Source organism: Pseudomonas sp. NFACC46-3 (assembly GCF_900114515.1).
Taxonomy (GTDB): Bacteria; Pseudomonadota; Gammaproteobacteria; order Pseudomonadales; family Pseudomonadaceae; genus Aquipseudomonas; species Aquipseudomonas fluorescens_Q.
This window is the reverse complement of sequence record NZ_FOTH01000002.1, coordinates 93,756-116,648: the sequence shown is the minus strand read 5'-3', so window position 1 is coordinate 116,648 and position 22,893 is coordinate 93,756. Positions and strand designations below refer to the sequence as shown.

21 protein-coding genes, 1 tRNA gene and 1 pseudogene are annotated in these 22,893 nt (G+C 58.6%); 10 read left to right on the top strand and 13 right to left on the bottom strand.

Annotated features, from left to right (window positions below; all coding sequences use genetic code 11):
• Positions 1-51: 51 nt before the first annotated feature.
• From BM300_RS04230 to BM300_RS04220, 3 genes are all read right to left on the bottom strand, one after another.
• The gene (locus tag BM300_RS04230; protein ID WP_092462105.1) at positions 52-759 is read right to left on the bottom strand and encodes a cupin domain-containing protein; all 708 of its coding nucleotides are present in this window, start codon (positions 757-759) and stop codon (positions 52-54) included.
• A 41-nt stretch (positions 760-800) separates the two neighbouring features.
• Entirely contained in the window at positions 801-1,658 is an 858-nt protein-coding gene (locus BM300_RS04225) for a GNAT family N-acetyltransferase (protein WP_092462103.1), read from the bottom strand.
• A gap of 225 nt (positions 1,659-1,883) precedes the next feature.
• Positions 1,884-2,810 carry a 2-hydroxyacid dehydrogenase gene (locus BM300_RS04220; RefSeq protein ID WP_092144578.1) on the bottom strand — a complete coding sequence of 309 codons (927 nt, stop codon included), beginning with the start codon at positions 2,808-2,810 and terminating at the stop codon, positions 1,884-1,886.
• 288 nt (positions 2,811-3,098) lie between these two features.
• On the opposite strand from BM300_RS04220, the gene gabT reads away from it, so the two are divergent.
• From gabT to BM300_RS04205, 3 genes are all read left to right on the top strand, one after another.
• Positions 3,099-4,391: a 4-aminobutyrate--2-oxoglutarate transaminase gene (gabT, locus tag BM300_RS04215; protein ID WP_092462101.1), complete on the top strand. Its 1,293-nt coding sequence runs from the start codon at positions 3,099-3,101 to the stop codon at positions 4,389-4,391.
• 87 nt (positions 4,392-4,478) lie between these two features.
• A complete protein-coding gene (locus BM300_RS04210) occupies positions 4,479-5,135 on the top strand; it encodes an HAD family hydrolase (RefSeq protein WP_092462099.1) in 657 nt (218 codons plus the stop codon).
• Between the two features lie 45 nt (positions 5,136-5,180).
• Positions 5,181-5,669, top strand: a complete 489-nt coding sequence (locus tag BM300_RS04205) for an Lrp/AsnC family transcriptional regulator (protein WP_003203167.1) — start codon at positions 5,181-5,183, stop codon at positions 5,667-5,669.
• Positions 5,670-5,797: 128 nt separating this feature from the next.
• On the opposite strand, the gene BM300_RS04200 is transcribed toward BM300_RS04205, so the two are convergent.
• The 4 genes from BM300_RS04200 to BM300_RS04190 form a co-directional block, all read right to left on the bottom strand.
• Complete coding sequence (locus BM300_RS04200; RefSeq protein WP_092462097.1) at positions 5,798-6,751, bottom strand: alpha/beta fold hydrolase; 954 nt, start codon at positions 6,749-6,751, stop codon at positions 5,798-5,800.
• A gap of 299 nt (positions 6,752-7,050) precedes the next feature.
• Positions 7,051-7,698 (bottom strand): VOC family protein, encoded by a 648-nt coding sequence (locus BM300_RS04195; protein ID WP_092346220.1) that lies wholly within the window; start codon positions 7,696-7,698, stop codon positions 7,051-7,053.
• Between the two features lie 39 nt (positions 7,699-7,737).
• Positions 7,738-7,890 carry a hypothetical protein gene (locus BM300_RS30980; RefSeq protein WP_158265810.1) on the bottom strand — a complete coding sequence of 51 codons (153 nt, stop codon included), beginning with the start codon at positions 7,888-7,890 and terminating at the stop codon, positions 7,738-7,740.
• 161 nt (positions 7,891-8,051) lie between these two features.
• Positions 8,052-8,852 (bottom strand): DUF6630 family protein, encoded by an 801-nt coding sequence (locus tag BM300_RS04190; protein ID WP_092346222.1) that lies wholly within the window; start codon positions 8,850-8,852, stop codon positions 8,052-8,054.
• A 215-nt stretch (positions 8,853-9,067) separates the two neighbouring features.
• Here BM300_RS04190 and BM300_RS04185 point away from each other — a divergent pair, with 215 nt between their 5' ends.
• Entirely contained in the window at positions 9,068-9,817 is a 750-nt protein-coding gene (locus BM300_RS04185) for a substrate-binding periplasmic protein (RefSeq protein WP_063320565.1), read from the top strand.
• Positions 9,818-9,857: 40 nt separating this feature from the next.
• On the opposite strand, the gene BM300_RS04180 is transcribed toward BM300_RS04185, so the two are convergent.
• Positions 9,858-11,267, bottom strand: coding sequence for a surface-adhesin E family protein (locus BM300_RS04180; protein ID WP_256575789.1), 1,410 nt, complete (start codon positions 11,265-11,267; stop codon positions 9,858-9,860).
• Between the two features lie 229 nt (positions 11,268-11,496).
• On the bottom strand, positions 11,497-12,063 hold the full coding sequence (locus BM300_RS04175) for an RNA 2'-phosphotransferase (RefSeq protein ID WP_086936753.1): 567 nt from the start codon (positions 12,061-12,063) through the stop codon (positions 11,497-11,499).
• A gap of 150 nt (positions 12,064-12,213) precedes the next feature.
• On the opposite strand from BM300_RS04175, the gene BM300_RS30975 reads away from it, so the two are divergent.
• Both BM300_RS30975 and BM300_RS04170 read left to right on the top strand, forming a co-directional pair.
• Positions 12,214-12,325 (top strand) — tRNA-OTHER (locus tag BM300_RS30975).
• A gap of 47 nt (positions 12,326-12,372) precedes the next feature.
• The gene (locus BM300_RS04170; protein ID WP_170862012.1) at positions 12,373-13,434 is read left to right on the top strand and encodes a hypothetical protein; all 1,062 of its coding nucleotides are present in this window, start codon (positions 12,373-12,375) and stop codon (positions 13,432-13,434) included.
• Between the two features lie 171 nt (positions 13,435-13,605).
• On the opposite strand, the gene BM300_RS04165 is transcribed toward BM300_RS04170, so the two are convergent.
• The 3 genes and pseudogenes from BM300_RS04165 to BM300_RS31635 all read right to left on the bottom strand — a co-directional run.
• Positions 13,606-13,857 (bottom strand): hypothetical protein, encoded by a 252-nt coding sequence (locus BM300_RS04165; protein WP_092346228.1) that lies wholly within the window; start codon positions 13,855-13,857, stop codon positions 13,606-13,608.
• A gap of 133 nt (positions 13,858-13,990) precedes the next feature.
• Positions 13,991-16,159 carry a TonB-dependent siderophore receptor gene (locus BM300_RS04160; protein ID WP_092462093.1) on the bottom strand — a complete coding sequence of 723 codons (2,169 nt, stop codon included), beginning with the start codon at positions 16,157-16,159 and terminating at the stop codon, positions 13,991-13,993.
• 135 nt (positions 16,160-16,294) lie between these two features.
• Positions 16,295-16,432: pseudogene (locus BM300_RS31635) on the bottom strand (GNAT family N-acetyltransferase); the annotation flags it as partial.
• Positions 16,433-16,758: 326 nt separating this feature from the next.
• On the opposite strand from BM300_RS31635, the gene BM300_RS29905 reads away from it, so the two are divergent.
• Both BM300_RS29905 and BM300_RS04145 read left to right on the top strand, forming a co-directional pair.
• Positions 16,759-17,694 (top strand): Atg14 domain-containing protein, encoded by a 936-nt coding sequence (locus BM300_RS29905; RefSeq protein WP_092346232.1) that lies wholly within the window; start codon positions 16,759-16,761, stop codon positions 17,692-17,694.
• Between the two features lie 218 nt (positions 17,695-17,912).
• A complete protein-coding gene (locus BM300_RS04145; protein ID WP_092346234.1) occupies positions 17,913-19,241 on the top strand; it encodes an alpha/beta hydrolase in 1,329 nt (442 codons plus the stop codon).
• A gap of 28 nt (positions 19,242-19,269) precedes the next feature.
• Here BM300_RS04145 and BM300_RS04140 read toward each other — a convergent pair whose 3' ends face one another.
• The gene (locus BM300_RS04140) at positions 19,270-21,255 is read right to left on the bottom strand and encodes a M10 family metallopeptidase C-terminal domain-containing protein (RefSeq protein WP_092462089.1); all 1,986 of its coding nucleotides are present in this window, start codon (positions 21,253-21,255) and stop codon (positions 19,270-19,272) included.
• Between the two features lie 198 nt (positions 21,256-21,453).
• Between BM300_RS04140 and BM300_RS04135 the strand changes: the two genes are divergently transcribed.
• Entirely contained in the window at positions 21,454-21,960 is a 507-nt protein-coding gene (locus BM300_RS04135; protein ID WP_092346238.1) for an RNA polymerase sigma factor, read from the top strand.
• On the top strand, positions 21,957-22,880 hold the full coding sequence (locus tag BM300_RS04130) for a FecR family protein (protein ID WP_092346240.1): 924 nt from the start codon (positions 21,957-21,959) through the stop codon (positions 22,878-22,880). The genes BM300_RS04135 and BM300_RS04130 overlap by 4 nt, the downstream gene beginning before the upstream one ends.
• The last annotated feature ends 13 nt before the right edge of the window (positions 22,881-22,893 follow it).

Sequence of the window (22,893 nt, the reverse complement as noted above, 5' to 3'; positions counted from 1 at the left end):
CTTGTGGGAGCGAGCTTGCTCGCGATAGCGCCAGTGCTGCCGTACACCGGATTACTTGACGACGTACACCTTGCGCACATAAACGCTGCTTTTCCAGGCACACGGGGCATTCAGCGGGACGAATACGGTATCGCCGGTGTTGACCGTCAAGTCGCTGCCATCGGCTGCCTGTAAGGTGACGCTGCCTTCGAGCAGGTGCATCAGTTCATGCAGTTTGTGCGGTCGTGACTTGCGGGTGTAGGGCGTCGAGTCCCAGATACCGATGCGCAGGTTGCTCGCTTCTTCGACAAACAGATTGTGCGAGCGGCATTGCGGTGGCGGGCTGAGCAGGATCTCGTCATCCGGGGCTGCGGAAGGCGAGAGCAGGGTGTGGGCGGGGAGTGCCGTCAGTCCGGGAAGGTGCGCTTCGATGCGCTGGGTGTCGGCACAGAAGGCCCAAAGCGAGCCGGGTTGCGCCTCGACCTCAAGCGCGGTCCCCCGACCGATCACCGCGCTTTCACCTGGCTTGAGCTGCAGCGTCTGCCCCTGGCTGCGCAGCGTTACTGCGCCGGCATGCACCACGAGCGTCTCACTGAAGGGGTATTCATCGACGCTGAACAGCCCGCTCGCCCGGACCACGCCGGCAGTCATGCCATCCTCCCCGGCATAGGCGATGAGGCGGTCGAACGGATCCTTGGTACCCAGTGAACCCGGGGTGAACGGGGTTGAGGCAAGACTGCCATCGGCGTGTGCCAACAGCACTGCAGTGGGTTCGTGCATGAAGATGATTCTCCAGGGAGCATTGAGGGAAGTGTGGGTTTTCAGCCAATGGCCTGGGTCACCGGCGCAAATTGCCGAACCGCACCGGTAGCCTGCGGGGGCGTGCCCCGTGCCATTTGGGCGACGGTGTCGACCTGCTTGAGCCCGGCCTCTTCCAGCCAAGGGGCCAGACCGCTGTTTGAGGGGATGTCGATGCGAACGAATGCCCCCGGCACTTGGGCCAGCAGCACGGCGATCAAGTGCTGAGCCTGTTCCAGGGTCTGGGCGATGACTGGGCCAATGCAGCGACCACGGCCAAAGGGGCGCAGCAGGGCGAAAGCGCACAGGTGACCGTCCTGTTCGATACCCACGCAATGTTCAACGACACCGAACAGGTCATTGAGTACGGCGGTTCGCTCCAGCCCGCTCCCGGCATTGGCCAGTTTGATCAACTCGGCGTGATCGGCTTCGTCCAGCACGCGGCAGCGTTCGCCGGTGGCCAGTTCTTGCGGGGCCGGCACCAGCGCTTGCCCTTGATGCTGCTGGATATGCCCAAAATCCACGAACCCCTGGCTGGCATACAGCGGGGCACCGGCCAGCGTCGCATTGAGGATGGCGGTTCGCGAGCCGCAAGCTTCGATTGCCAGTTCCATCAGTTTGCGACCGATTCCCCGGCCTTGATATTCATCGTCGACAATCACCAGGCCGATCGTGGCGTAATCCCCCTGGGCGCAGGTGAACGCCGTGCCAATCAAACGGCCCTGGTCTTCCACGACAAAACCCTGGGCAACACGTTGCAACATCGCCCAGTCTTGCAGGCGATGGGGCCATTTCAATTGCACGGACAAGGCATGGGCCGCAGGCACATCGGCGGCGGTCATGGCGCGATAGAAGTAAGTAGGGCGTTGCGAAATGGACATGGCAGATCACCATAAAATAAGGGGCGAAATCGGATGGATGTGTGCGCTGAAAGTCTTTGTATCTCACCTGCCATCGGGCCTGGCAAGGGCGGCAAATCGATTCGGTATCTTCCGTAAGCAACGGCTCTGCCGGCCACATTTCTTGCTCAAATCAGACGCTTGGCCAGCAGTAAATACCGGGTCGTTTTTTCGCTGTTCAGATCGAAACCAGAGGTCATCGAGGGCTCAATAGTTACGCTCACGATCAACCAGGCCCAGCATCGATTTTCCCCGTTGATGCCGGCGGATGTTCTCCAACAACACGCCAAAGGCACTTTCAGGCTGAGTCATCGCCGCGATGTGCGGCGTCAACAGTATCTGTGGATGGTGCCAGAAGGGGTGATCCATCGGTGCCGGCTCCTGCTCCAGCACGTCCAGCACCGCGGCGCTGAGTTGGCCGTCGGCAAGGGCTTCAAGCAGGTCCGCTTCCACCAGGTGCCCACCTCGGCCCATGTTGACCAACGCTGCGCCCTTGGGCAGGTGTTGGAACAGCTGGCGGTTGAGGATCCCCCGGGTCTGCTCGGTCAACGGCAGGACACACAGCACAATGTCGCATTGACCGAGAAAGGCCGGCAATTGCTTGTCGCCAGCAAAGCACGCGACGCCCTCGATGTCATGCTCGCTGCGGGCCCAGCCCGATAAGGCAAAACCAAAGGTCTTCAAGGTGGCGAGTATCTGCCGTGCCTGCAAACCCAGGCCCATGAGGCCCACCCGGCGTTGCCCGGCGGGCACCAGCCGGTGCGCTTGCCAGCCCCGTTCGGCCTGTTGCTGGCGATAGCGCAACATGTCCCGGTGCAGGCTGAGCACGGCGAAACTGGCGTATTCGCACATGCCCTGGCTGATGCCCGGGTCGAGCAAGCGCACCACCGGCAGCGTCGTAGGCAACCGGCTCAGGTCAAGTTGATCCACGCCGGCCGACAAGGCAAACAGCACCTGCAGATTCGGCAACAGCGTTTCGACGTCGTCCGGTGCCTGCCAGGCCGCCAGGTACCGGATATCCCGCGGGTCGCCGATGTCTGGCCAGGCACGCCATTCAATGTCCGGCGCGTGTTCGGCGAATAGGCGCCGCCAGTGTTCGCCGCGTACCGGGTCAGCTTTATAGAGCAGGGCCATGGGTCACTTCTCGCCTGAAATCAAGGAGCCCCTAGCATGCCTCAACGCCAGAGCAGGATCTGTCGAAAGGGCCGGCGTAGCAGCATCGCACTGCGTTGCAAGGTGCCTCTTGCGGCAGATTCCATGGGGCTGGAATGCCTCTGGAGGATTCTGCTGTTTGCCGGGGTGTAAACAGTCGATCCGAATTTCTCAACGACCAAGTTCGGCTTAGACAATCGCGTCGAACGCTTAACCTGTGAACACACCGCAGCCGCTTCCTGGGTGCGAGGCTCACGATGGGAAATGCCAATGAACAGTAAAGTCGAAGAAACCCCAAGTTTGCTCCGTCAGCGTGATCAATTCGTGCCACGTGGCCTGGTCACCGCGCACCCGTTGGTGATCGATCGGGCCCAGGGCTCGGAATTATGGGACGTGGATGGCAAGCGCTACCTGGACTTCGTCGGCGGCATCGGTGTGTTGAACATCGGCCACAATCACCCCAAGGTCGTCGCGGCCGTGCAGGCCCAGTTGCAGAAGATCTCCCATGCCTGCTTCCAGGTCGTGGCCTATAAGCCTTACCTGGACCTGGCCCAGCGCCTGTGCGAAATGATCGGCGGCCAGCACGCCTATAAAGCGGCATTTTTCACCTCCGGTGCCGAAGCGGTGGAAAACGCGGTGAAGATCGCCCGGGCCCACACCAACCGCTCGGCCGTGATTGCCTTTCGCGGCGGGTTCCATGGCCGGACCTTGCTCGGCACCACGCTGACTGGCATGAGCCAGCCGTACAAACAGAACTTCGGCCCGTTCGCGCCGGAGGTCTTCCACACGCCGTATCCAAATGCCTATCGCGGCATCACCAGCGCCATGGCGCTGCAGGCGCTGGACGAGCTGTTGGCCACCCAAGTGGCGCCCGAGCGGGTCGCGGCCATCATCATCGAGCCGGTGCAGGGCGATGGCGGTTTCCTGTCGGCCCCCGCCGAGTTTTTGCAGGGCCTGCGCGCATTGACGCAAAAGCATGGCATTGTGTTGATTCTCGATGAAATCCAGACCGGTTTCGGTCGTACCGGTAAATGGTTCGGTTTCCAGCACGCTGGCATCCAGCCGGACCTGGTCACGGTCGCCAAGAGCCTCGCCGGTGGCTTGCCGTTGTCGGGTGTGGTCGGCAAGGCCGAGATCATGGACGCTCCACTGCCGGGTGGCCTGGGCGGTACGTACGGCGGTAATGCGCTGTCGTGCGCGGCGGCGCTGGCGGTGATCGAGGCGTACGAGCAAGAACAGCTGCTGGCCCGTGGCGAAGTCCTGGGTGAGCGCTTGCGCCAGGGCCTGCTGCATCTGCAAACGCGTTACCCGCAGATCGGCGACGTGCGCGGCAGCGGCTTCATGCTGGCGATCGAACTGATCAAGCATGATGAGGCGCGCACCCCGGATGCCGACCTGAACCAACGCCTGATCGACGAAGCCCGGGCCGGTGGTTTGCTGGTGATCAAGTGCGGGGTGTACCGCAACGTCTTGCGCTTCCTGGCGCCGCTGGTGACCAGCGAAGCGCAGATCGACGAAGCGTTGCAGATTCTCGACGGTGCCTTGGCACGCGTCCTGGGCTGATGCCCGCGTTCATGACGTTTGCCGGGGCAAGCGTCAGTGGCGGTTAATGGAGCGTTGATCGATGGGACATCATCGGAGGCTTTACAGATGAGGCTGACTGAATATCGGGCGTTGTTGATCGACTGCGATGAGGTCTTGGTGGATCGGGACTCCGGCGTCTGGACGGCGTTGCAACCGTTGCTGGAAAACCATGGCGAGCCGTTGGACAAAGCACAGGTGCTCGCCGATTTTGACGAAGTACTGCAAGCCTTGTACCCGCGTTTCGGCGAATTGGGCTTCAGCGGCTTGCTGTGTTTCGCCCACCGTCAATTGGCCGAGCGCTGGAAGCTCAAAATCAGTTGGGAGGAGGGCATGAGCTTCGCCCGCTCGGCTGCTGGTTGGACGCTGTTCGAGGATGCGCCGGGTGCGATGCTCTATCTGCGCAAGTTTTATCGGTTGTTGGTGCAAGGGGATCGCGATGCCGAGGACCGGGGCGTGTTGTGCGAGCGCCTGGGCATCGAGCCTGATGATTTTATTTCGCTGGCGAGCGACCCGTTGCAGGATCACGATTGGCTGGCGGCCAATGGCCTGAGCGCCGGGACGATTCTTCAGGTGACCCGTCCTGGCGCCCGTCCACGGTCGGTTGGGGCTGTCTGCCTGATCTGCCGCAACGCCGATAGGTCTCCCGCGCCCTGTGCGGCGGACTACTGCATCAACAGCATGGCTGATCTGGTCGCTCAGCATCAGCTGTCCTTACGACGCTGATTTTGTTAGAAGATTGTCTTACAAACGGCAGGCAAGAGGTATGCGATGGAAGGTTTAGCGAAACTGGACCGGATCGACATCAGCATTTTGGTAGAGCTTCAAAAAGATGGCCGCATGACCAACGTCAGCCTGGCCGATGCCGTGGGCTTGTCCGCCAGCCCGTGCCTGCAGCGGGTCAAGCGACTGGAGTCGTTGGGGTACATTTCCAGCTACAAGGCCCATCTGAACCTGGCCAAGATTACCGACTCGGTGACGGTCTTCACCGAAGTCACCCTGAGCGACCACAAGCGTGAGGACTTCGCCAAGTTCGAATCCAACATCCGCCTGGTGGATGAAGTACTCGAATGCCACCTCATCAGCGGCGGCTACGACTACCTAGTGCGCTTCATGACCCGCAGCATCCAGGACTATCAGGACGTGATGGAAAGCCTGCTGGACAAGAACATCGGCATCTCCAAGTACTTCAGCTACATCGTCATCAAGTCGCCGGTGCGCAAGGATGAGATTCCATTGCGCAAGTTGTTGCGGCATTGAGTTCGGGAACCATCCTAAAACAACTGCGGGAGCGAGCTTGCTCGCGAAGGCTTCGGCAGATTCGGCATTGAGGCAAGCTGATCCACCGCCATCGCGAGCAAGCTCGCTCCCACAAGGGATCTGGGCTTTTATTCCTTGAGGAAGGTCAGCAGATCCTGATTGAGACGATCCTTGTGCGTCTCGGTCAAGCCGTGCGGCGCGCCAGGGTAGACGATCAGTCGAGCGCCCTTGATCAGCGCCGCCGAGGCCCGGCCTGAAGCGTCGATAGGCACGATCTGGTCGTCATCGCCATGGATCACCAGCGTCGGCACATCGAATTTCTTCAAATCGCCGCGCAAGTCGGTAGCCGAGAATGCCGCGATCGAGTCATAGGTATTCTTGCTGCCACCCTGCATGCCTTGCACCCAGAACGACTGGATCAACCCCTGGGATGGCTTGGCGCCCTTGCGGTTGTAGCCGTAGAACGGGCCCGAGGCAATGTCCAGGTACAGCTGCGAGCGGTTCTCCAGGGATGCCTTGCGCAGGCCATCGAACACCTCGATAGGCAAGCCACCGGGGTTGGTGTCTGTCTTGAGCATCAACGGCGGGACAGAGGACACCAGCACGGCCTTCTTCACTCGAGCGGTGCCGTGACGGCCGATGTAGCGAGCCACTTCACCGCCCCCTGTCGAGAAGCCCACCAAGGTGACGTCCTTCAGGTCCAGCGCTTCAATCACCGCCGCCAGGTCATCGGCATAGTGATCCATGTCGTTGCCTTCCCAAGGCTGGCTGGAGCGACCGTGGCCGCGACGGTCATGAGCCACCACGCGATAACCCTTCGAGGCGAGGAACATCATCTGGCCTTCCCAGCTGTCGGAGTCCAGTGGCCAGCCGTGGCTGAAGGTCACGACCTGACCATCGCGCGGGCCCCAGTCCTTGTAATACAGCTGGACGCCATCCTTGGTGGTGATGTAACTGGCGGACTGAACCACGCTGCCGACAGCAGACGCGCTGGCAGCGGACTGGACAGGTGACGCGGCTTCGGCGCTGAGGGTGGCCAATGCCAGGGTGGCGACAGCGAGGGTGCGGTTGAATGTGTTCATCGTTTCTCTCTCCATAAGGTCAGTTTGATCTGCGGCGATCGTCGTCGATCGCGTTGGTGGGCAGATTAGAGAGAGAGGCCGAGGACGAGAACGGCGCCGGTATCGATAGCAACTATGGGAAAATCGGATAGCTGCGTTTCGCTTCGGTTGCGTGTGAATGGTCGGCGCGGGTTATGGTGACCTTGTGGCGAGGGGATTTATCCCCGCTGGGTTGCGCAGCAACCCCAAAATTTAAGGGGACTGCTACGCAGCCCAACGGGGATAAATCCCCTCGCCACAATTGCCTGCTCTGTACAGATTCACACGGATGAAAGCGGCAGTGTCTTCAGGCCATTTGGCGTTTGAATATGTGCAACCAGGGAGGGAGCCGAAGACGCTTGCCGTGCATGAAGATGAACCGGGCCAGAAAAGTTCATGGCCGTCAGGATCGCGCTGACTTTTTCCGGATCCGTATGGAAGATCTCCAGCGTCAATAGCGCGCACCCCTTGTCCTGGAGCATGTCCGCAGGATGAGGCCCAGGCGCCCATTGAATGAGGGTGGGGACTGATCCAGCCATGGGAAGGCTTCCATCAGCCGGTATGGTGATTTGCCAATTCAGTGCTCCTCTCGTCATGGGTTCGACATCTCCGACAAGGCCAGGGCAGGCATCACGAGCCGTATGGATATCATCGGTGCGTGCTACCCAGGTCGCCAGGCGTGCCGGCGAATCGGGAGCCAATTGATCGAGGCCGAACCAGCGTGCCCGGTGCGGACGTAGGGCGGACGGGTCCACGGCAATCACTTCGAGGTAGACCCCGGGGCCAAGGTGCAGCAGCCTGTTATGGGTGCCCATGCGTGAGTGGACGCCACCCGGCTGAAGGTCGACGCCCAGCGCGTCAGTCACGAACGCGCAGCCGGTATCGAGGTCCGTTGCCACGATGACAAGGTGATCAAGGGTGGTTTTCATGTGTTCATCCATCCGTGGGTTGGGAAGTGTCTGTCGCCATCAACCAAAAGAAGGCATCGGCCCCAGCGAGTGCAAGATCCACATGACCGCCGCCACTGCTGCCAGCGCGGCGACCACAATGCCGATCAGCACCCATTTCAGGATTTTCTGCCCTTTCGACGGCTGGGACCTTGGCCCGTGTGCCTCGACCATGTGCCGAATTTCTCCGGCGCATCGCGGGCAAACAGCGGTGTCGTAAGGGAGGAGGGACCCGCATTGATCACAGTTTGTCATGTCGTCACTTCGAGGCTCAAAGGAGGGGGGGCCCTTTATGGGCTCGTAAAAGCGGACCGAACATGTGTGGCGTCAGTCGCTTAATATTTGTAGACGATGCCCAGCCTGCCCATGATCTCCAAGGCATTGGTCAGGCCCAGGCCGTTCATGGGCAGGCAGGCGAAGGCCTGGTATTCATCGAAGTGCGTGCCGATGGCCAACAACTTCAAGTCATGGGCCTCCAGCTGGGCGTTGAAATACTGCAGGAGCGCACGCTCCCAATCGTTGGCGCGGTTGATGGCATCGATGGCGTTACGCTCGGGCACAGGGATTTCAATGCCCAACTGTCGCAGCGGGGCGAGGGCATTGACGGCATCGATCCCGCAGGACGACCACTCCTTCCATTCGAACCCGGCCAACTGATTGGTCTCGGTGAGTGCTGACTCGACCTGCGTCCAAGCCCAATCCCACTGCCCGGTAGGCGCCGGGATGTTCTGAATGAGCGCCTGCGCGCGCGCCTCGTCGAACAGGCAATCAAACAGATCGGCCAGGGTATCGGCCAAATCGGGCTGCGGCCCGTGTCCCTGGGTGTCCAGGTCGTGGCTCAAGCGCTGCCATAGACTGCTCAGTTCGGCCCAGTCCTCGTCGTCCATGTCGTCATCGATCACCTGGGCCTTATGGCCGCGCAGGTAGTTATCCAGCCGTGTCTTGCGCACGCGTACGCTGCCCTCGGCGAGATCGACCTCATAGCTGCGGTAATCCAGGTAGTTGGTCTGGAAAACGATGCGGTCAGCAAACACCTCATGGGCGAGGCTTTCCTCAGCGTCGAAATACGCCGCGCCTTCGCAGTTGCCATGGGCGGTGATGATGCGTTGAAACGACAGTGGGTCGATCGGATTCATGTGGGCGGGTCACAGGGAGAAGGGCGAAACGGAAGCGCGGCGTACGCTGTCCGATATCCGGATCGCGCTGATCGTACACCAAGGCCTGGAGATTGCTAAGGGGCGGAATGTGGGCTACGTCAACTGGCGGGCGCGTGTTTGGGTCTATGCTTACCTTGCCCCCTTGAACCAAGCCCGTCCATGCACAAACACCGAACAATCCGCCGGGAGAACATGTGAGACATTCGACACCGGTTGCAGCGCTGATCTGCCTATTGCTCGGCACGGTTGATGCCAGGGCCGAGGAGTATCAAGTCATCACCGAAGAGTGGGCACCGTACAACTATCAGGAAAACAATCAGCTCACCGGCATGACCACCGAGATCGTCCGGGCCATCATGGCGCTCACCGGGAATGACTTCGAGGTGCTGTTGCAGCCGAGTATGCGAGCCACCCAGGTACTGAAGACGCGACCCAAGACCATCATGTACTCCCTGTTCCGCACACCGGAGCGCGAGCCGTTGTACAAATGGGTCGGACCGATCGTGGAGGAGTCCATCCACCCCTATCAACTGGCCAGTACGCCGCCGGTCAACTCCCTGGAACAACTGCTGCATGCCCCGCAGATCACCACCCGTCACGCCGGCCTGGTGCCGCAGATGTTGCAGTCGCTGGGCTTCAACAACCTGGATAAAAGCGCCACCGAGAGCAAGTTGCTTTACCGCATGCTGCTTGCCGGGCGCACCGGCATCATCATCGGTGACACCGATGCGGGCGTGGCTTATTACAGCCGTCAGTTGAACATCGCGCCGGGCACCTTGCGACGGATCCCTATCGAACTGTATCGCTCATCGCTGTACATCGCCTTCAGCCCTGACAGTGAGGATGAAGTGGTGGCGGCGTGGGCCAGTGCGTTGGAGAAGTTGCGGCGTTCCGGGGAGTTGGAGCGGATTCAGCGGCGGTATGAGGGGGCGGTGGGGCAATGAGCGCGCGGAACCGGCGAAAGCCGGCCCCGCAGACCTGCACTCACTTCACGCTCTGCACATGCATGTCGATGGATATCGAGTCATTTTTGTCAGTACTGGCGTGATAGAAGAACCCATAGTCAACCAAGTAGTAATAGTGCGTCAGCGGCACGACTGTTGAGCTTGGGCGCTGTTCACGGCAGCTCAACGCCTTGGCGTTACCGCTCAAGGCTGGGTTCAGTCGTTTGGCTGGCCCTTCACTGTCGACGGTACAGTCGAAGGTTTTCGGTTCCTTGCCCACGGTGCCGATCAGATTGCTGGTGAGGCTGCCCTGGCGGGTAAAGCCCAGCTGACTGCCCACAGGCATACGCTGCCAATCGCCACGGAAACTCAGGCTGTTGACCACCTCGGTGTTCTCGGAACGCGTGGCCTGCTCTGTGCCCGATAGCCTGATCAGGCCGCGCCAGTTGATCTGGCGGCCATTGAGGTTTTCGCTTTTGTGAACGATGCTGAGCTGCCGGGTCACAGGGTCAGTGGACAGGAAGTACTCAGTACGCTCCGGCCAACTTTCTTGGGCATGACTGGCGGTGCCTGCCAACTCAATATAAGTCAGCGTCTTGACCGGGGCCGGCATGTGAAGTTGCTCAATGCTCCTCAATACACCTGGGTTGATGTCGGGCAGAGCATCCGCCGCGATCGGTGCTTTGGTACGAGACTTGAACGTCGGCAGAGTGGCAATGGTCGTAGGCGCGTTGCACACGAGTTCAAAAACCTTCAACTGATCCTGATCGGCCGCTGTCATCGCCTTGGCCTCGGGAAACATTTCGATTTTCCCGTCAGTGACCTCGTTATTGGCATTGAGGTAATAACGGGCCAACAGCGTGACCTTTCGCGCTGCGCAGTCCAGCGTGTACTGCTCGCGGGTCTGCGTGAAAGGAGACCTACTCAGCGGGTTCAGGCGGGTCTGCGGCTCGTCGTAGGCCATCCAGAACTGCACCTGTTTACCGTTTTTGCGCACGCTGCTGTTATCCAGCAACAGCCACCGTTCAGCGTCCCCCTTCATCACCTGGCGCCAATCCGGAGCGGGGAGGTTTTTACACGCCTGGGTGAACTCCCGGTTGTTCATCAGCGTGGCGTGATAACGCTCGGGCAACGCTGTTGGCGGGGCATAGTGGCCGCTATTGTTGGCGTAGGAGCGGCGGAGCATGAACGAGTAAACCTGGTTGACCTGAGGTCTGGAGCAGGCCGCCGAAAACTGAACCGTTTGCCAGAAGGGTATGTTCGGTTCGCGGGGGGCGAACACCTGGAAGTTTATGACGTCGCCTTCGCGCATCAGGCTATTGGGCGTCAACGGCTGAGCGAGCAGGGTGGCTTGCTTATCGGCTGGTGGCTGTTGGCTGGCGCAGGCGGTTAGCAGCACTGAGGCGATGAGAAGGGTAGGGCGTTGCACAGATGTCTCCGGTAAGTCCATTGAGGGAGGCGGGGTGGGGCGATGTCTTGGGGCTGGGGGCTTAGGATAGAGGGAGTGATTAGCTGATGCGAGCCCTGGCCAGCAATCAGGCCGGCCAGTGTCGGTGAAGCGACGACTACCGGCCTGTGGCACTGCATCGAGCAACAACACGGGTCGGGGCTTGACGGAACGTCCAATGGGTAACTGGTTTACCTACGGGCTCCAGGCCAAAGGTATAACACGGACCCATTCATGTATGAGTTTTATCCTCTACCGTCTTCAAGTAGGCCGCAGGTACCGACTCCACAAGCCAAACGCCATTGTCCGCCTGAAAGAACCGAACCCCTGCCTGTTTCATACCCTGTACATCAACAGCGAGTAGAACAGGTTGTCCATAGCGCTTGCCGACGGCCATTGCCGTTTCGGGACTTTCAGTCAGATGGACATGGTGCCGACTGCCTGGGATCAAGCCCTGCACCTCGATGGAGGCCATGAAGCGGCTGGCGGTTCCATGATAGAGCTGGGCAGGTGGTGTTTTTTCGACGTGTTGCACCTGGACCTGCCCGGTGCTGTGACCTTGTGCGGCTCGAATGCGTTGGCCATCTTCAGAGAGCGTGAAACGCTTCTTTTCGTTGGTCTCGACCACCTCGTGCAGCATCTGGTAGTCGAAGGTATGGCCATGTTGGTGGGCGTTCGAAATCAGATTATCAATGTCGGCCCAACCGTCGCGGTCCAGGACTAGCCCCATGGATTCGGGGGCGTGGCGTAGTACGTAGCTGAGGAGCTTGCTGATGTCGTCGCGTTGTTTCTTGTTCAAGGAAAGGTCCGTTTTCATTAGCTGATTGCAAATAGTACTGTGCTTGGTTGTATGGCGGCACTCAAACGAACGTTGCCCGGAGGCCGAAGCGGGCTCATTCTGAGTGATGTTGAGTTGATATCACTCAGTTGAGTTGGTACTATCCGCGGCGGAGTAGTTGAGCATCGGTAAGCTCACCCGCCCTTTACTTAAGCTTCGGCTTTACATTATCCGCGGGGGAGAAGAAGTTTTCTCCATGCCGGTTCGAATCCGGCCTACTTCACGTTAAGCAGCAATATGACGAGCACTATAATTTTACGTACGCGAGCTTTGAAGCTGTTCCGTACCAAGCTTGGCAATCCGGTGCGAAACCTGAACAGTGTCGTGATTGGTTTATGCGGGGTCGGTGCAGGAATAGCGTTGAAACCCAAGGATCTTGCTGTTAGCTGGGCTCCTGGTGATCTCATCCAGGCTGAGCGTGAGGCAAGAGGGTTTGCAATAAAGTCTTTGATGGTAACGGCCTGTGATGCCTTGGATCATTACCTTGAAGACTTAGGCGTTGGTCCGAGCCCATTGGCTGATATGACCTTACGTTCAGTGCTGAGAAAAGAGCCTCAGATTACCCAAAGGGGCCAGGCGCTCACGCCAAGCGGCATATCAATGCTCGAGACGCGACTGAATGAAGTCATCGATCGCCCATCCGAGATCAAATCTGTCCTGCGTGATTTTTCGGAAAAGTTCTGTGGCAAACAAAAAACGCTATCGTTGAATGCTCGTTGTGGTGGGCTTTTTTCCCACGCTCAAACCTTGAACGGACCTGCCATTTCCGCCATTCCTCTAAGACCGTCCTATCACTCGGCTGTGGTCCTATTGGTTGCATGGCGCAATGTACTCGTACACGACATGGATACGGATCCGCTAGATCCCAAGGTCGTTTCGGACTTGATCGCGGATAAGGAGTATCTGGCTGCCGAGCATGCCGGTATAGACTTCGAAAAAACCCTTGAGCGATACAGTTCTAAGAGCGAGCCATCTCTTAAGGATATTTCTACACTCGTCTCCATACTCATGCGGTATCTAGCCGCAATTGATGCTCGGCTAATCGCATCCTGTGATCTTAGTAGATTTGTTCAAGAGGCCGTTTGCGAGGAGCTGAACTTGCGTGGTGCGCCAGAAGATACCCTGCGGAAGTGGGCAGGCAAGAGCTATCCTGAGCGTATTTCAAAGGCGCTTAAAATGGTCGGTAACCATGGCTTCGTTTCCACAACTTTTGACAGAAAGAAAAAAAGCTATCCTGGACGCGTGATCGCGAAGCAGGACATGAGTTTTCTTGATGCTAAGAATTTCAAGGAACTTTCAAGCTTGGTTTTTCCAGATATTTGTAAAAGGTAACTAGATCACGCCAAAATCGCAGAGTCGGGTCAGGCCACGGCTGTCAAGTTATAGTCTGATCCGGATTTCTGCTGAGGTATAGGTCTCTGGCATGCTACAGGTCAGTTCAATTCCGGATATATAGGCAGTGACAGAATCAGGCGCCTGATGAAGCCAATCGCGGCAGACGTTCTACCGCTCTTGATAGTACTGCGCTCTACGCCTGGCTTCTTCTCGCTCCATTTCTTCATAATGCTTGCGTTCTTCCCGCTCCCTCGCTTGATGGCGCTCGCGGTGTTTCCTGTCTGCTGCTCTATCCATTTCGCGCTGGTGTTCCCAGTGGCGCCTGTTTGCCTCTCGATAGTCCTGGTTCCGATCACCGGCAAATGCGCCCGCTGAGGTGAAGCCAATCCAGGTGAGTACAAAAATGGCAGCCATTTTCATGTGATTGTCTCTCTAGCGCAGAGGTAGGCAGGTGGTGCCATTTGCGGCTTCCGGTAGACCATAAGGATGGTCGCAAGTGCACTGCTTTGGGTTGAAAGGGGGCGCTCCAAGTTACGTCCCCTTTTTCTGCTTTCTAGAAACTGTACTTGGCGGTCAACATCATGTTGCGAGGATTGCCGTAGGAATCACCGCCGTAGCTCACGGAGTTGGCGATGGTCGAGTAGTACTTGCGGTCGAAGATGTTGTTGGCGTTAACCTGCAAGTCCAGGTTCTGGCTGACCCGGTAGCCGGCCATCACATCGGTGATCGCGTAGCTGCCTTGTTCGAGGCGGTATGTGCTGCCATCAGCCAGCGAGATGTCGTTGTACATACGGCTCTGCCAGGAGACGTTGCCGCCCACGCGCAGTTTTTCCAGCGGGCCCTGGAAGTGGTAGCTGGTGGTCAGCTTGAACAGATGCTCCGGCGTGTCGGTGTCGAACTGCTTGTTTACGTTCTGCGGGTTCGCGGCATCCTTGATGGTGTGTGTGCGCGCGTAGGTGTAGCCACCGCCGACTTGCCAGTTTTCGGTCAAGGCGCCTTGCAGTTCGAAGTCGATACCCTGGCTGCGAATCTCGCCGGAGGCTTCGTAGCAGGTTGCCTGTGGGCAGTTTGCGGTAAACAGCTGCACGGCGCGGTTTTCCTGGTCGACGCGGAACAGCGCCACGCTCGCATTCAGCGCGCCATCAAAATATTCGCCCTTGATGCCGACCTCGTAGTTTTTGCCGGCGATCGGCTTGACCGGGCTACCGGAAGTATCCTTGGAACTCTGCGGCGTGAAGATATCGCTGTAGCTGACGTAGACCGAATGATGTTCGTCCAGGTCGTAGATCAAGCCGGCGTAACGGGTGAGGTTACGGGTTACCTTGTAGTCGCCGTCGCCATCCCGGTTATCGTAGTCGTACCAGTCCAGGCGCCCGCCGAGAATCAGCTTCAACGGGTCCGCCAGGCTCAGGCGTGTGGTGAGGTAGACGCCGTCCTGAGTGGTCACTTCGCGCTGGTTGCTGGTGTGGACGAAGTCCGGTTTACCCGCATTGAGCGGCCAGTTGGTGTCGTACGGGCTGTAGTTGTGGGTGGTCATGTCGTAGATGCGCTTGCTGGCGCCCACCACCAGTTCATGGGTACGCCCGAACGCTGCGAAGGGCCCACTGGCAAAGGCGTCTATGCCGGCCTGGTTTTCATCGAAGTCGGCCTGGTAAACCGTGCGGGCCAGTGTGTTGTTGACCCAGCGCGATTGGTAAGAGCCGGAGAATAACGCGTTCTGTTCGGCGTAGTTGGCGTTGACCTGAAGGTTCCAGTCGTTGGCCAGGCGATGACGGACTTCGGCGAATACGGTGTTGATCTCCTGATCCTTGTTCTCCCAATCCGTGCCCGGATTGTAGGAACGTGGCAGATCCAGATGATGGCCGTCCTGGCCGATCATCGAAGAGCCCCAGAAGTAATTGGTCTTGTCCTTCTGGTGGGAAAAACCCAGGGTCAGGGTGGTGTCTTCGCTCAAGTCCGCTTCGGTGACCGCATAGAACAGGCCATGATCTTCTTCGACATTGTCGATGAAGCTGTTGGCGTCCTGATAAGAGGTCACGACCCGGCCGCGCAGCGTGCCGCTGTCGTTGAGCGGGCTGGAGGCATCGACCTCGCCACGGTAGTCGTCCCAACTGCCGGCGGCACCGGTCAGGGTGACTTTTTGCTCGGCCAATGGCCGCTTGCGAATCAGGTTGATGGCGGCCGAAGGGTTGCCTGCACCCGTCACCAGGCCGGTGGCACCGCGCACCACCTCGACCCGATCGAACATGGCCAGGTTAGGCTGGGCGCCAACGTTAACGCCGTTGTAGCCACTCGGGATGCCGTCATACATCAAGTTGTCGATTTCAAAACCGCGCGCCTTGTAGGTCTGCCGACCAGGACCAGAGGAAAAGTCCAGGAACAAACCGGGCGTCGCCTTGACCACGTCGTTGATGTCGGTCATCACCTGGTCATCCATGCGCTGGCGCGTAATGACGGTGACGGCCTGTGGGGTTTCACGCATCGTCAGCGGGAGTTTGGTCGCGGTCGACATCGCGCCAGTGGTGTAGGACTCGGTGCCTTCCGTGGTATTCCCCAGTTGGCCACTGCCGGAGACCTCGGTTGCGTCTAGTTCCAGGGTGGCGGGTGGGGTGATGGTGTTGTCATCGGCGTAGGCGGGGGCCATGGAGATCATGCAGATAGCCATGGCCAGAAGATTGCGGGCAGGAGTGAAGTGACGCGGCGGGGTGGTGCGAGTCGACATGAATGGATCCTTGGATGCTAATGCTTGTGAGAGTAATTCGCATTAATTGTCGCAGGATTCATCTGAGCGATAAAGTTTGTTGCGGTTGGAGGAGGCGATGCGCAGTGGGGGGACAATCTGCACGTTGATCTTCATTCACCTTGGGCAGTCAAGGCGCCAGAGGCATGCACCATGTTTGCCCCTTAAGCCTTTTCTACGATGCGCAGGATGCACCGCCACCGAGTACAGCCATCCTCGATGGCCGTCGTACCCAGCCAGAACGGTGCCAAGAACTTCATTTCCGGCTACATCGTGATATCGGAGGTTATTGCTCTAGGTGGAGACTCTGCATCTAGATATTGAGAGCTTCAGTTCGTTGGGGTTAGGGCGAGAGGAGCCCTCACGGCAATAGAGTCATCAGAGAGAGGAGTTCGGAGAAAAAGCGACGAAAATCAGTAGGGAGGTAATAATGTGTAAAACCAGTATCGCTTGAAAAATCACACAATTGCATAGTTGGAGAAAGTGAAAACTTCGAGGCTTTACATTTTTAAGCGGGCGCTTTGACGTGGTGATGGCTATGGGCTACCCTGAGTCTGGTGCGAACTTAGGAGAACAACGGAATGTCCAGAAGTCATTTCATGGAGTATAGGGCTTTAACTGTAGTTGCTGTAATCGTAATTCCGGGGTGCTCTAATAATCCAATTCCGCTGAAGGAACCGTCGGAGTACTCCGTGGTTGTTGCAGGAGACGGCTCCTCCAGTGAGGTAAAAAATAACCCTGATAAAACTATCGGTGGGCTAGATCCCGCTGAAAATTACGGTGATTTGATTAGATCTTTAAAGCTGTATGAACAATCGTTTAAGAAGACAGCAATCGAATATAGAACGAAATCTTATACATCCAGCGACGGGACTGCTTTAGGTGCCGTTGTGGGCGTGGTTGGCGGTTTTTTTGAGAAAAGTGGAGCGATCTACGGAGGTGCTGGTCTGGCGGCTGCATCGTCTATTTATTCACAAAGATATCAATTTGATGTTCAGGCGCATAACTATCGTCAGGCCTATGACTCAATTAGATGTCTGAGAAATAGAATTACCCCTTACAGGGCGATAACTTTGGCGGAGATTACGGAAGTAAACGAAAAAATAAATAAAACTGTGGACAAGCTTTTTGATGCTCAGTGGAGCCTTGAACTCATGGCTCCCGATGTTGATGCGCTCAAGCTGGCATTTGAAAGGGGCCAGACAGCTGCCGGTAATAAGCGCGCGGCTGAAGTTGAGCTGGCTCTAGCTGAAGATGAAGTGCAGAGGTTGACGGATGAGATACAAATGAGTCAGGGTGAGTTTGAATCTCTAAATAGACAAATAGTAGCTACGGACGATGAGGGGCAGAAAGACTTAACGAGAAGTCGTGCGGATCTGCTGAAGGAGAAAATCGATACGTTGAATGAAGATAAGCGGACGGCGTTAGACAGAGTGATTAGTGCGCGACAGGCAGTTCCCGCTGCTGAAAAAAATGAACTGATGGCGAAGTTGGACGAGTGTGTCGAGTCAGCGTAATTTTAGAAGCTGCTCAGGGGGGCGGGTTACTTGATTTGTAATCTTCAAGTATTGGCGTGGGGGGGCTGCTGCATCACGCTGCGATTATCGATGCCCAGATTGTTAATGATGAATCATGCGATCGCCGTAATCGTAGCCATTCAGCATTTAGTATCCAACCCCAAGAAGCTCTCCTCGATGTACTGAAGGCTGGGGTAACCAATTTTCACGGAGGAAACATGCTTATCGTTCGATACCTCACCTTTCTTGGACTAGCTCTACTGTTCTCTGGGTGCACGCCCAATACCCCTTACAGAACCCTACGGGACGCTCCTCCCGACCCAACCGGTGTGATCCACTATGAGAAAGGGAGAACGATTCCCGCACTTAAGCTTGCCCCTTCGATGGAATGCACGGGGGGGGATCGGTGCGTCAACTTTGTTGAGTTCGATGAGTTTGGGAACGCGGAAAGTCGCAACCAATTCAACGCTGGGCTTACGGCGGCAAAAGCTGTTGCCGAGCATGGGGGGATGATGGTCGTCTACATCCACGGTTGGCATCACAATGCCAAGATTGACGATTCCGACATAACGAACTTCCGCAACCTGGTCAAAGAGGTTAAGCAGGGCAAGCCAGCTGTCGGTATCTACGTTGGCTGGCGTGGGGAGTCGATCAACTCAGATTCGGTACTAGGCTATGGCCCCAGCTATCTGGGTACTTTCTGGGATCGCAAAAACACAGCTCACACCATCGGCAACGCTGGTGGAGTGACGGAGCTGTTACGCACCCTCTCCGATATTCGTAGTCGAAACCCGACATCGCGGCTCCTAGTAATAGGGCATAGCTTCGGTGGGGCCATCCTCTATTCCGCTCTGTCGGATGGCATTGCCGAACAGATTCGTCGGGACTGCCAGCGGAGCAAGCAGTACACACCAATTGCTGACCTCGTGGTGCTGATAAACCCGGCCTTCGAAGCCATGCGGTTGCGACCGATCTATAGTTATGCGCGGAACTTCGAATACCCTGATGAGCAGAAGCCGCGGCTAATGATCATTACCTCCAAAGCTGATTCCGCTACAGGCTTCTTTTTTAAGATAGGCCGCCATCTAGGGACCATTTTTCAAGGATATCCAGATGGCGCCTACAAGGAACAGGATGTCACCGCGATAGGGCACTACACTCCATACATTACGCATCAACTGAAGACGGTCAGCAGTTGTTCAGATCGAGCAACCACCTTCTCCTTTGCAGGCAATGGGAGGCCGCTGAGCATGTGCATCGACGGCAAGCTGGAGCTTACCCGGTGTGATAGTAGCGCCGATTGCGCAGAGGTAGCTGACGGGCATTTCATAGACCGTGGAGAGGCCGGCACGCACATTCCCCACCGATTTCCTATTTACAATATTCGCGCCACGAGGGGTGTTATTCCTAGTCATGTCGACATCTGGGAGAAACCAATGCAATCGCTACTGCATACGCTTCTGGAAGAGGTCCAGCACTCTGAGACGATGCCCCTGGCCCCGACGGATTGTGGAATCCCTGCCGGGCAGATAGCGCCGCCTATTTGAAGCTGCCGCCAGCGCAAATGTTTGCGTTCTACACCCATAAGTCAGCCACTCCGATCAACTGAAAGACCTCCTCTGCCGGGGGCTCGGCGAAAGTGATGTCCAAGTCACGGTAACCGGAGTGGTCCCCGACCAAGCTCAACTCGAATCGAGCCCCAGAGGCGTCGGCTTCGTAGCTCTTCAAGTAAGTCAGGTTCTTGGTTTCATTGAAAACCACGTCCAGCGTGCCGTTGTAACCGTTTCCCAGCCGGGTAAAGCCCAAGGCGGACAAATCGATCGTGTCTTCACCCGCGGTATAGTCAACCAGGCGATCAGTGTGGTTTTCGGTGGCGGTACGGTAGCTGTCGCTCAGTACGTCGAAGCGGAACACATCGTTGTTGCCGCCACCCGTCAATAGGTCCCGGCCCTCTGCGCCAACCAATACATCATTGCCTAGCGCTCCATGAAGGCGATCATCGCCCGCGAATCCTTCGATGATTTCGCCGCGAGCGTTGCCTTGTAAACGATCGGCCTCTTCGGTGCCCATCAGCCTGGCTGGCTGGAACAGGAGGTTGGTTTCATTCAGCGCTTGGCTCCAGTCACCGTCGAAGACCACTTCGAAGCGTTCCCCATCCGCGTTGGCATCGAAACTCTTGAGGTAGGTCCGCGTCCCGCTTTCATTGACTCGAATCGCCAGCGTTCCGTCATGTCCATTGCCCAGCCCGAGGAAGCCCAGGGAGGCGAGGTCGATCGTATCGGTGCTGGGGTCGAAGTCGGTGATGCGGTCGCTATGGGCCGCGGTTGCGGTTCGGTAACTGTCTGTGACTGACTGGTAGCGGAACGTATCGGCCCCGGCACCGCCCGTCAGCAGGTCGCGACCTTGCTGGCCATCGAGCAGATCGTTGCCGGCCCCGCCGAAGATCGCATCGTCGAACGAGGCGGTGCCGAGCAAGAAGTCATCATCGCGGCCACCGTCAAGGTGGTAATAGCCGTCGTCGGGATTGCCAAAGCTGTGGTCCAGGCTGCCGTCGGGGTTCAACTGGACCAGGGCGGCCAGATAGCCGTCCGCGCTTGTACCTTGGCTTCCGCCAATCAACAGCTTGCCGTCGGCCAGTACGACCATGTCGGCTACGGCGAAAGGCGCGCTTTGCGAGCCCCAACTTACCCGACCCTGATTACCGAAATCGGTGTCGAGCGAGCCATCGGCGTTGAGCCGGATGACGGTCGCCACGCCGCCCGAGGCGCCCGCCAGGAGAATTTTGCCGTCATCCTGGAGGACGAGGGCGTCTGCGTGAACATCCAGGGCCAGGCTGCCGCCGTTGGCAAAGCTGCTGTCCAGGGTACCGTCCTGGTTGAGGCGGGTCAGGGTATCTTGCCCCGTGACCAATACCTTCCCGTCTCCCTGCAGCGAAACGTCGATCGTGCGGCTGGGTTGAATGCCGACGGACGCTGGCAGGTGCAGGATCCCGGCCTCTGCGAAAGACGAGACCAAGGCCCCCGTCGCGTCGAAGCGGGCGATATAGATCTCCCCAGAGGGATACGCGGCGCTGGCGAAAAAACTGCCGTCGCGTTGCACGGAGAACGACGCTTGCTGGCCTAGAGAGTCATTCCAGTAGAAAGGCACTGTCGCGGTGCCGCCATTCCCGAAACTCGTATCGAGGCTGCCGTCAGCCAAGGTACGGCTTACGCCCGACACCCAGGTGTCGCCTACTTTCACGTATTGCGCCACCAGGTAACCCCCTCCCGGCTGCACCGCGGCATTACCGCCGTCCTCGATATCGAGCGCCACAGGCAGGAGGGATTTACCGTCGCCACTGAAGTGGCGGTCCAGGCTACCGTTGGCATTGAACCGGACCAGGCTGCCGGTGAAGCCTGAATCCTCTTCGCCGCCGAGTCCCAGGCGACTATAGGCGCCAAGCCAGATAGCACCGTCCGGATCGACCGTGATACCGCCGATTTTGTCCGAGCCCCACAAGGACGTGGCGACCATGCCTGTTTTCCCCACGGCTGAAGCGGCGGGCGAAATGCTCTGATTCATGTCCATGCCTCCGATAGCTATTGCGTCGCCAAAAACAATAGACAGGGTTCAGTCTGGTTGCCAGCAGCGGCGACGATAGGGTCGTTCCAGGGATGGCCATACTGGAAAAGGAGGACGAAATGCCGCAGGCCTGTCAGTAATTGAAAGTCATTATCATCTGATATATTCTCGCGACTCCTCCTCGCTTGAGTCGCTTGCGTGTCCAGGCCATCCGATCCTCATTCCACCGACGGCCAGTTCGAGAGCCATTCGAGCGAGCTGCTGCACTTCCTCACACGGCAGGTGAAGTGCGCAGAACTGGCGGCCGACCTGCGCCAGGAGACTTGGCTGCGCTTTCGCAGGCGCGAATCCGGGCAGGAGATCGGCAACCTTCGTGCGTTCCTCTATCGCATCGCGCGCAACCTGATCATCGACTACCGCCGCCAGCAAAAATCCCGCCCCGTCGAGGAGGAGCTATCCATCGAATTGGTCAGTGCCCAGCCGGGTCCGGAGCGAGCGGCAAGCGACACCCAGCGCCTGGAGCGACTGCAGCGCGTGGTCGAGGGTTTGCCCCCGCACCTGCGCCAGGCGTTGTTGTGGAATCGCCTGGACGGGCTGACCCAGCGTGAGATCGGCGAGCGCCTGGGTGTCTCGGAAAGCATGGCCGGACGCTATATCCTGAAGGCCCTCGAACACTGCCAGCAGCAGATGGACCCGCAGCCGTGAATCATCCTTCGCTTCTCGACCAGGCCCGACAATGGCAGGTGCTGCTGCATTCTGGCCGCGCCACCGCTGCCGATCGCGATGCCGCGCAGGCCTGGCGCCAGGCGGCGCCCGAGCACGAGCAGGCGTTGCGTGAGGTGGAAGGGCTGTGGTCGTTGCTCGGCCAGATAGAACGTCCGGCCGAGCAGCCCCAGGTACGCGTGATACGTCGCCATCGACTGTGGGCGGCCCCGCTTGCCTGCGCTGCGATGCTGTTGCTCGCCCTGTGGTTACCGCGTGGCACCTGGATTGGCCTGTATGCCGACATCAGCACCCAACCGGGGGAGGTGCGCGAGGTGCGGCTGGCCGATGGTTCGCTGCTGACCCTCAACGGCGATTCGGCGCTGGACTGGCAGTTTGTCGACGGTCGCCGCGAGGTCAGGCTGTACCGCGGCGAGGCGGATTTCCAGGTCGCCCATGACCCGGCTCGACCGTTCACTGTCAGGGCCGGCGAGGCGCGCATCCGCGTCACTGGCACGCGCTTCGATGTGCGTCTGGAGGAGGGCGGTGTCGACCTTGCGGTAAGCGACGGCCGCGTGTTGGCCTCCAGCGAGGGAAGCGAACCGCTGCCCGTGGTCGGCGGGCAGCAGGTGCAGTGGCGCGGCGGGGCGCTGCAGGCGCCGCAGGCACTGGATGCGCGCCAGCGCTTGAGCTGGCAGCGCGGCAAGCTGGTGTTCCGCGACCAGCCGCTGGAGCAAGTGTTCGCCGAGCTTGAGCGCAGCCAGTCTGCGCGAGTGCTGTTTGTCGACGAAGCCGCTCGCCGGCTACAGGTGACCGGCGTGTTCGCCCTTGACGACCCACAGGCGGTGTTGAGCGCTGTGGAAACCACCTTGCCTGTGCGTCTGGTGCGCCTGCCGGGGTTGATCCTGGTCACGTCCCGCTGAGCCCCGCGCCGCG

Excerpts from the sequence above, each read along its gene's own strand:
- BM300_RS04230 (WP_092462105.1), bottom strand. The coding sequence starts at position 759 with ATGCACGAACCCACTGCAGTGCTGTTGGCACACGCCGATGGCAGTCTT.
- BM300_RS04225 (WP_092462103.1), bottom strand. The coding sequence starts at position 1,658 with ATGTCCATTTCGCAACGCCCTACTTACTTCTATCGCGCCATGACCGCC.
- BM300_RS04220 (WP_092144578.1), bottom strand. The coding sequence starts at position 2,810 with ATGGCCCTGCTCTATAAAGCTGACCCGGTACGCGGCGAACACTGGCGG.
- gabT (WP_092462101.1), top strand. The coding sequence starts at position 3,099 with ATGAACAGTAAAGTCGAAGAAACCCCAAGTTTGCTCCGTCAGCGTGAT.
- BM300_RS04210 (WP_092462099.1), top strand. The coding sequence starts at position 4,479 with ATGAGGCTGACTGAATATCGGGCGTTGTTGATCGACTGCGATGAGGTC.
- BM300_RS04205 (WP_003203167.1), top strand. The coding sequence starts at position 5,181 with ATGGAAGGTTTAGCGAAACTGGACCGGATCGACATCAGCATTTTGGTA.
- BM300_RS04200 (WP_092462097.1), bottom strand. The coding sequence starts at position 6,751 with ATGAACACATTCAACCGCACCCTCGCTGTCGCCACCCTGGCATTGGCC.
- BM300_RS04195 (WP_092346220.1), bottom strand. The coding sequence starts at position 7,698 with ATGAAAACCACCCTTGATCACCTTGTCATCGTGGCAACGGACCTCGAT.
- BM300_RS30980 (WP_158265810.1), bottom strand. The coding sequence starts at position 7,890 with ATGGTCGAGGCACACGGGCCAAGGTCCCAGCCGTCGAAAGGGCAGAAA.
- BM300_RS04190 (WP_092346222.1), bottom strand. The coding sequence starts at position 8,852 with ATGAATCCGATCGACCCACTGTCGTTTCAACGCATCATCACCGCCCAT.
- BM300_RS04180 (WP_256575789.1), bottom strand. The coding sequence starts at position 11,267 with ATGGACTTACCGGAGACATCTGTGCAACGCCCTACCCTTCTCATCGCC.
- BM300_RS04165 (WP_092346228.1), bottom strand. The coding sequence starts at position 13,857 with ATGAAAATGGCTGCCATTTTTGTACTCACCTGGATTGGCTTCACCTCA.
- BM300_RS04160 (WP_092462093.1), bottom strand. The coding sequence starts at position 16,159 with ATGTCGACTCGCACCACCCCGCCGCGTCACTTCACTCCTGCCCGCAAT.
- BM300_RS29905 (WP_092346232.1), top strand. The coding sequence starts at position 16,759 with ATGTCCAGAAGTCATTTCATGGAGTATAGGGCTTTAACTGTAGTTGCT.
- BM300_RS04145 (WP_092346234.1), top strand. The coding sequence starts at position 17,913 with ATGCTTATCGTTCGATACCTCACCTTTCTTGGACTAGCTCTACTGTTC.
- BM300_RS04140 (WP_092462089.1), bottom strand. The coding sequence starts at position 21,255 with ATGAATCAGAGCATTTCGCCCGCCGCTTCAGCCGTGGGGAAAACAGGC.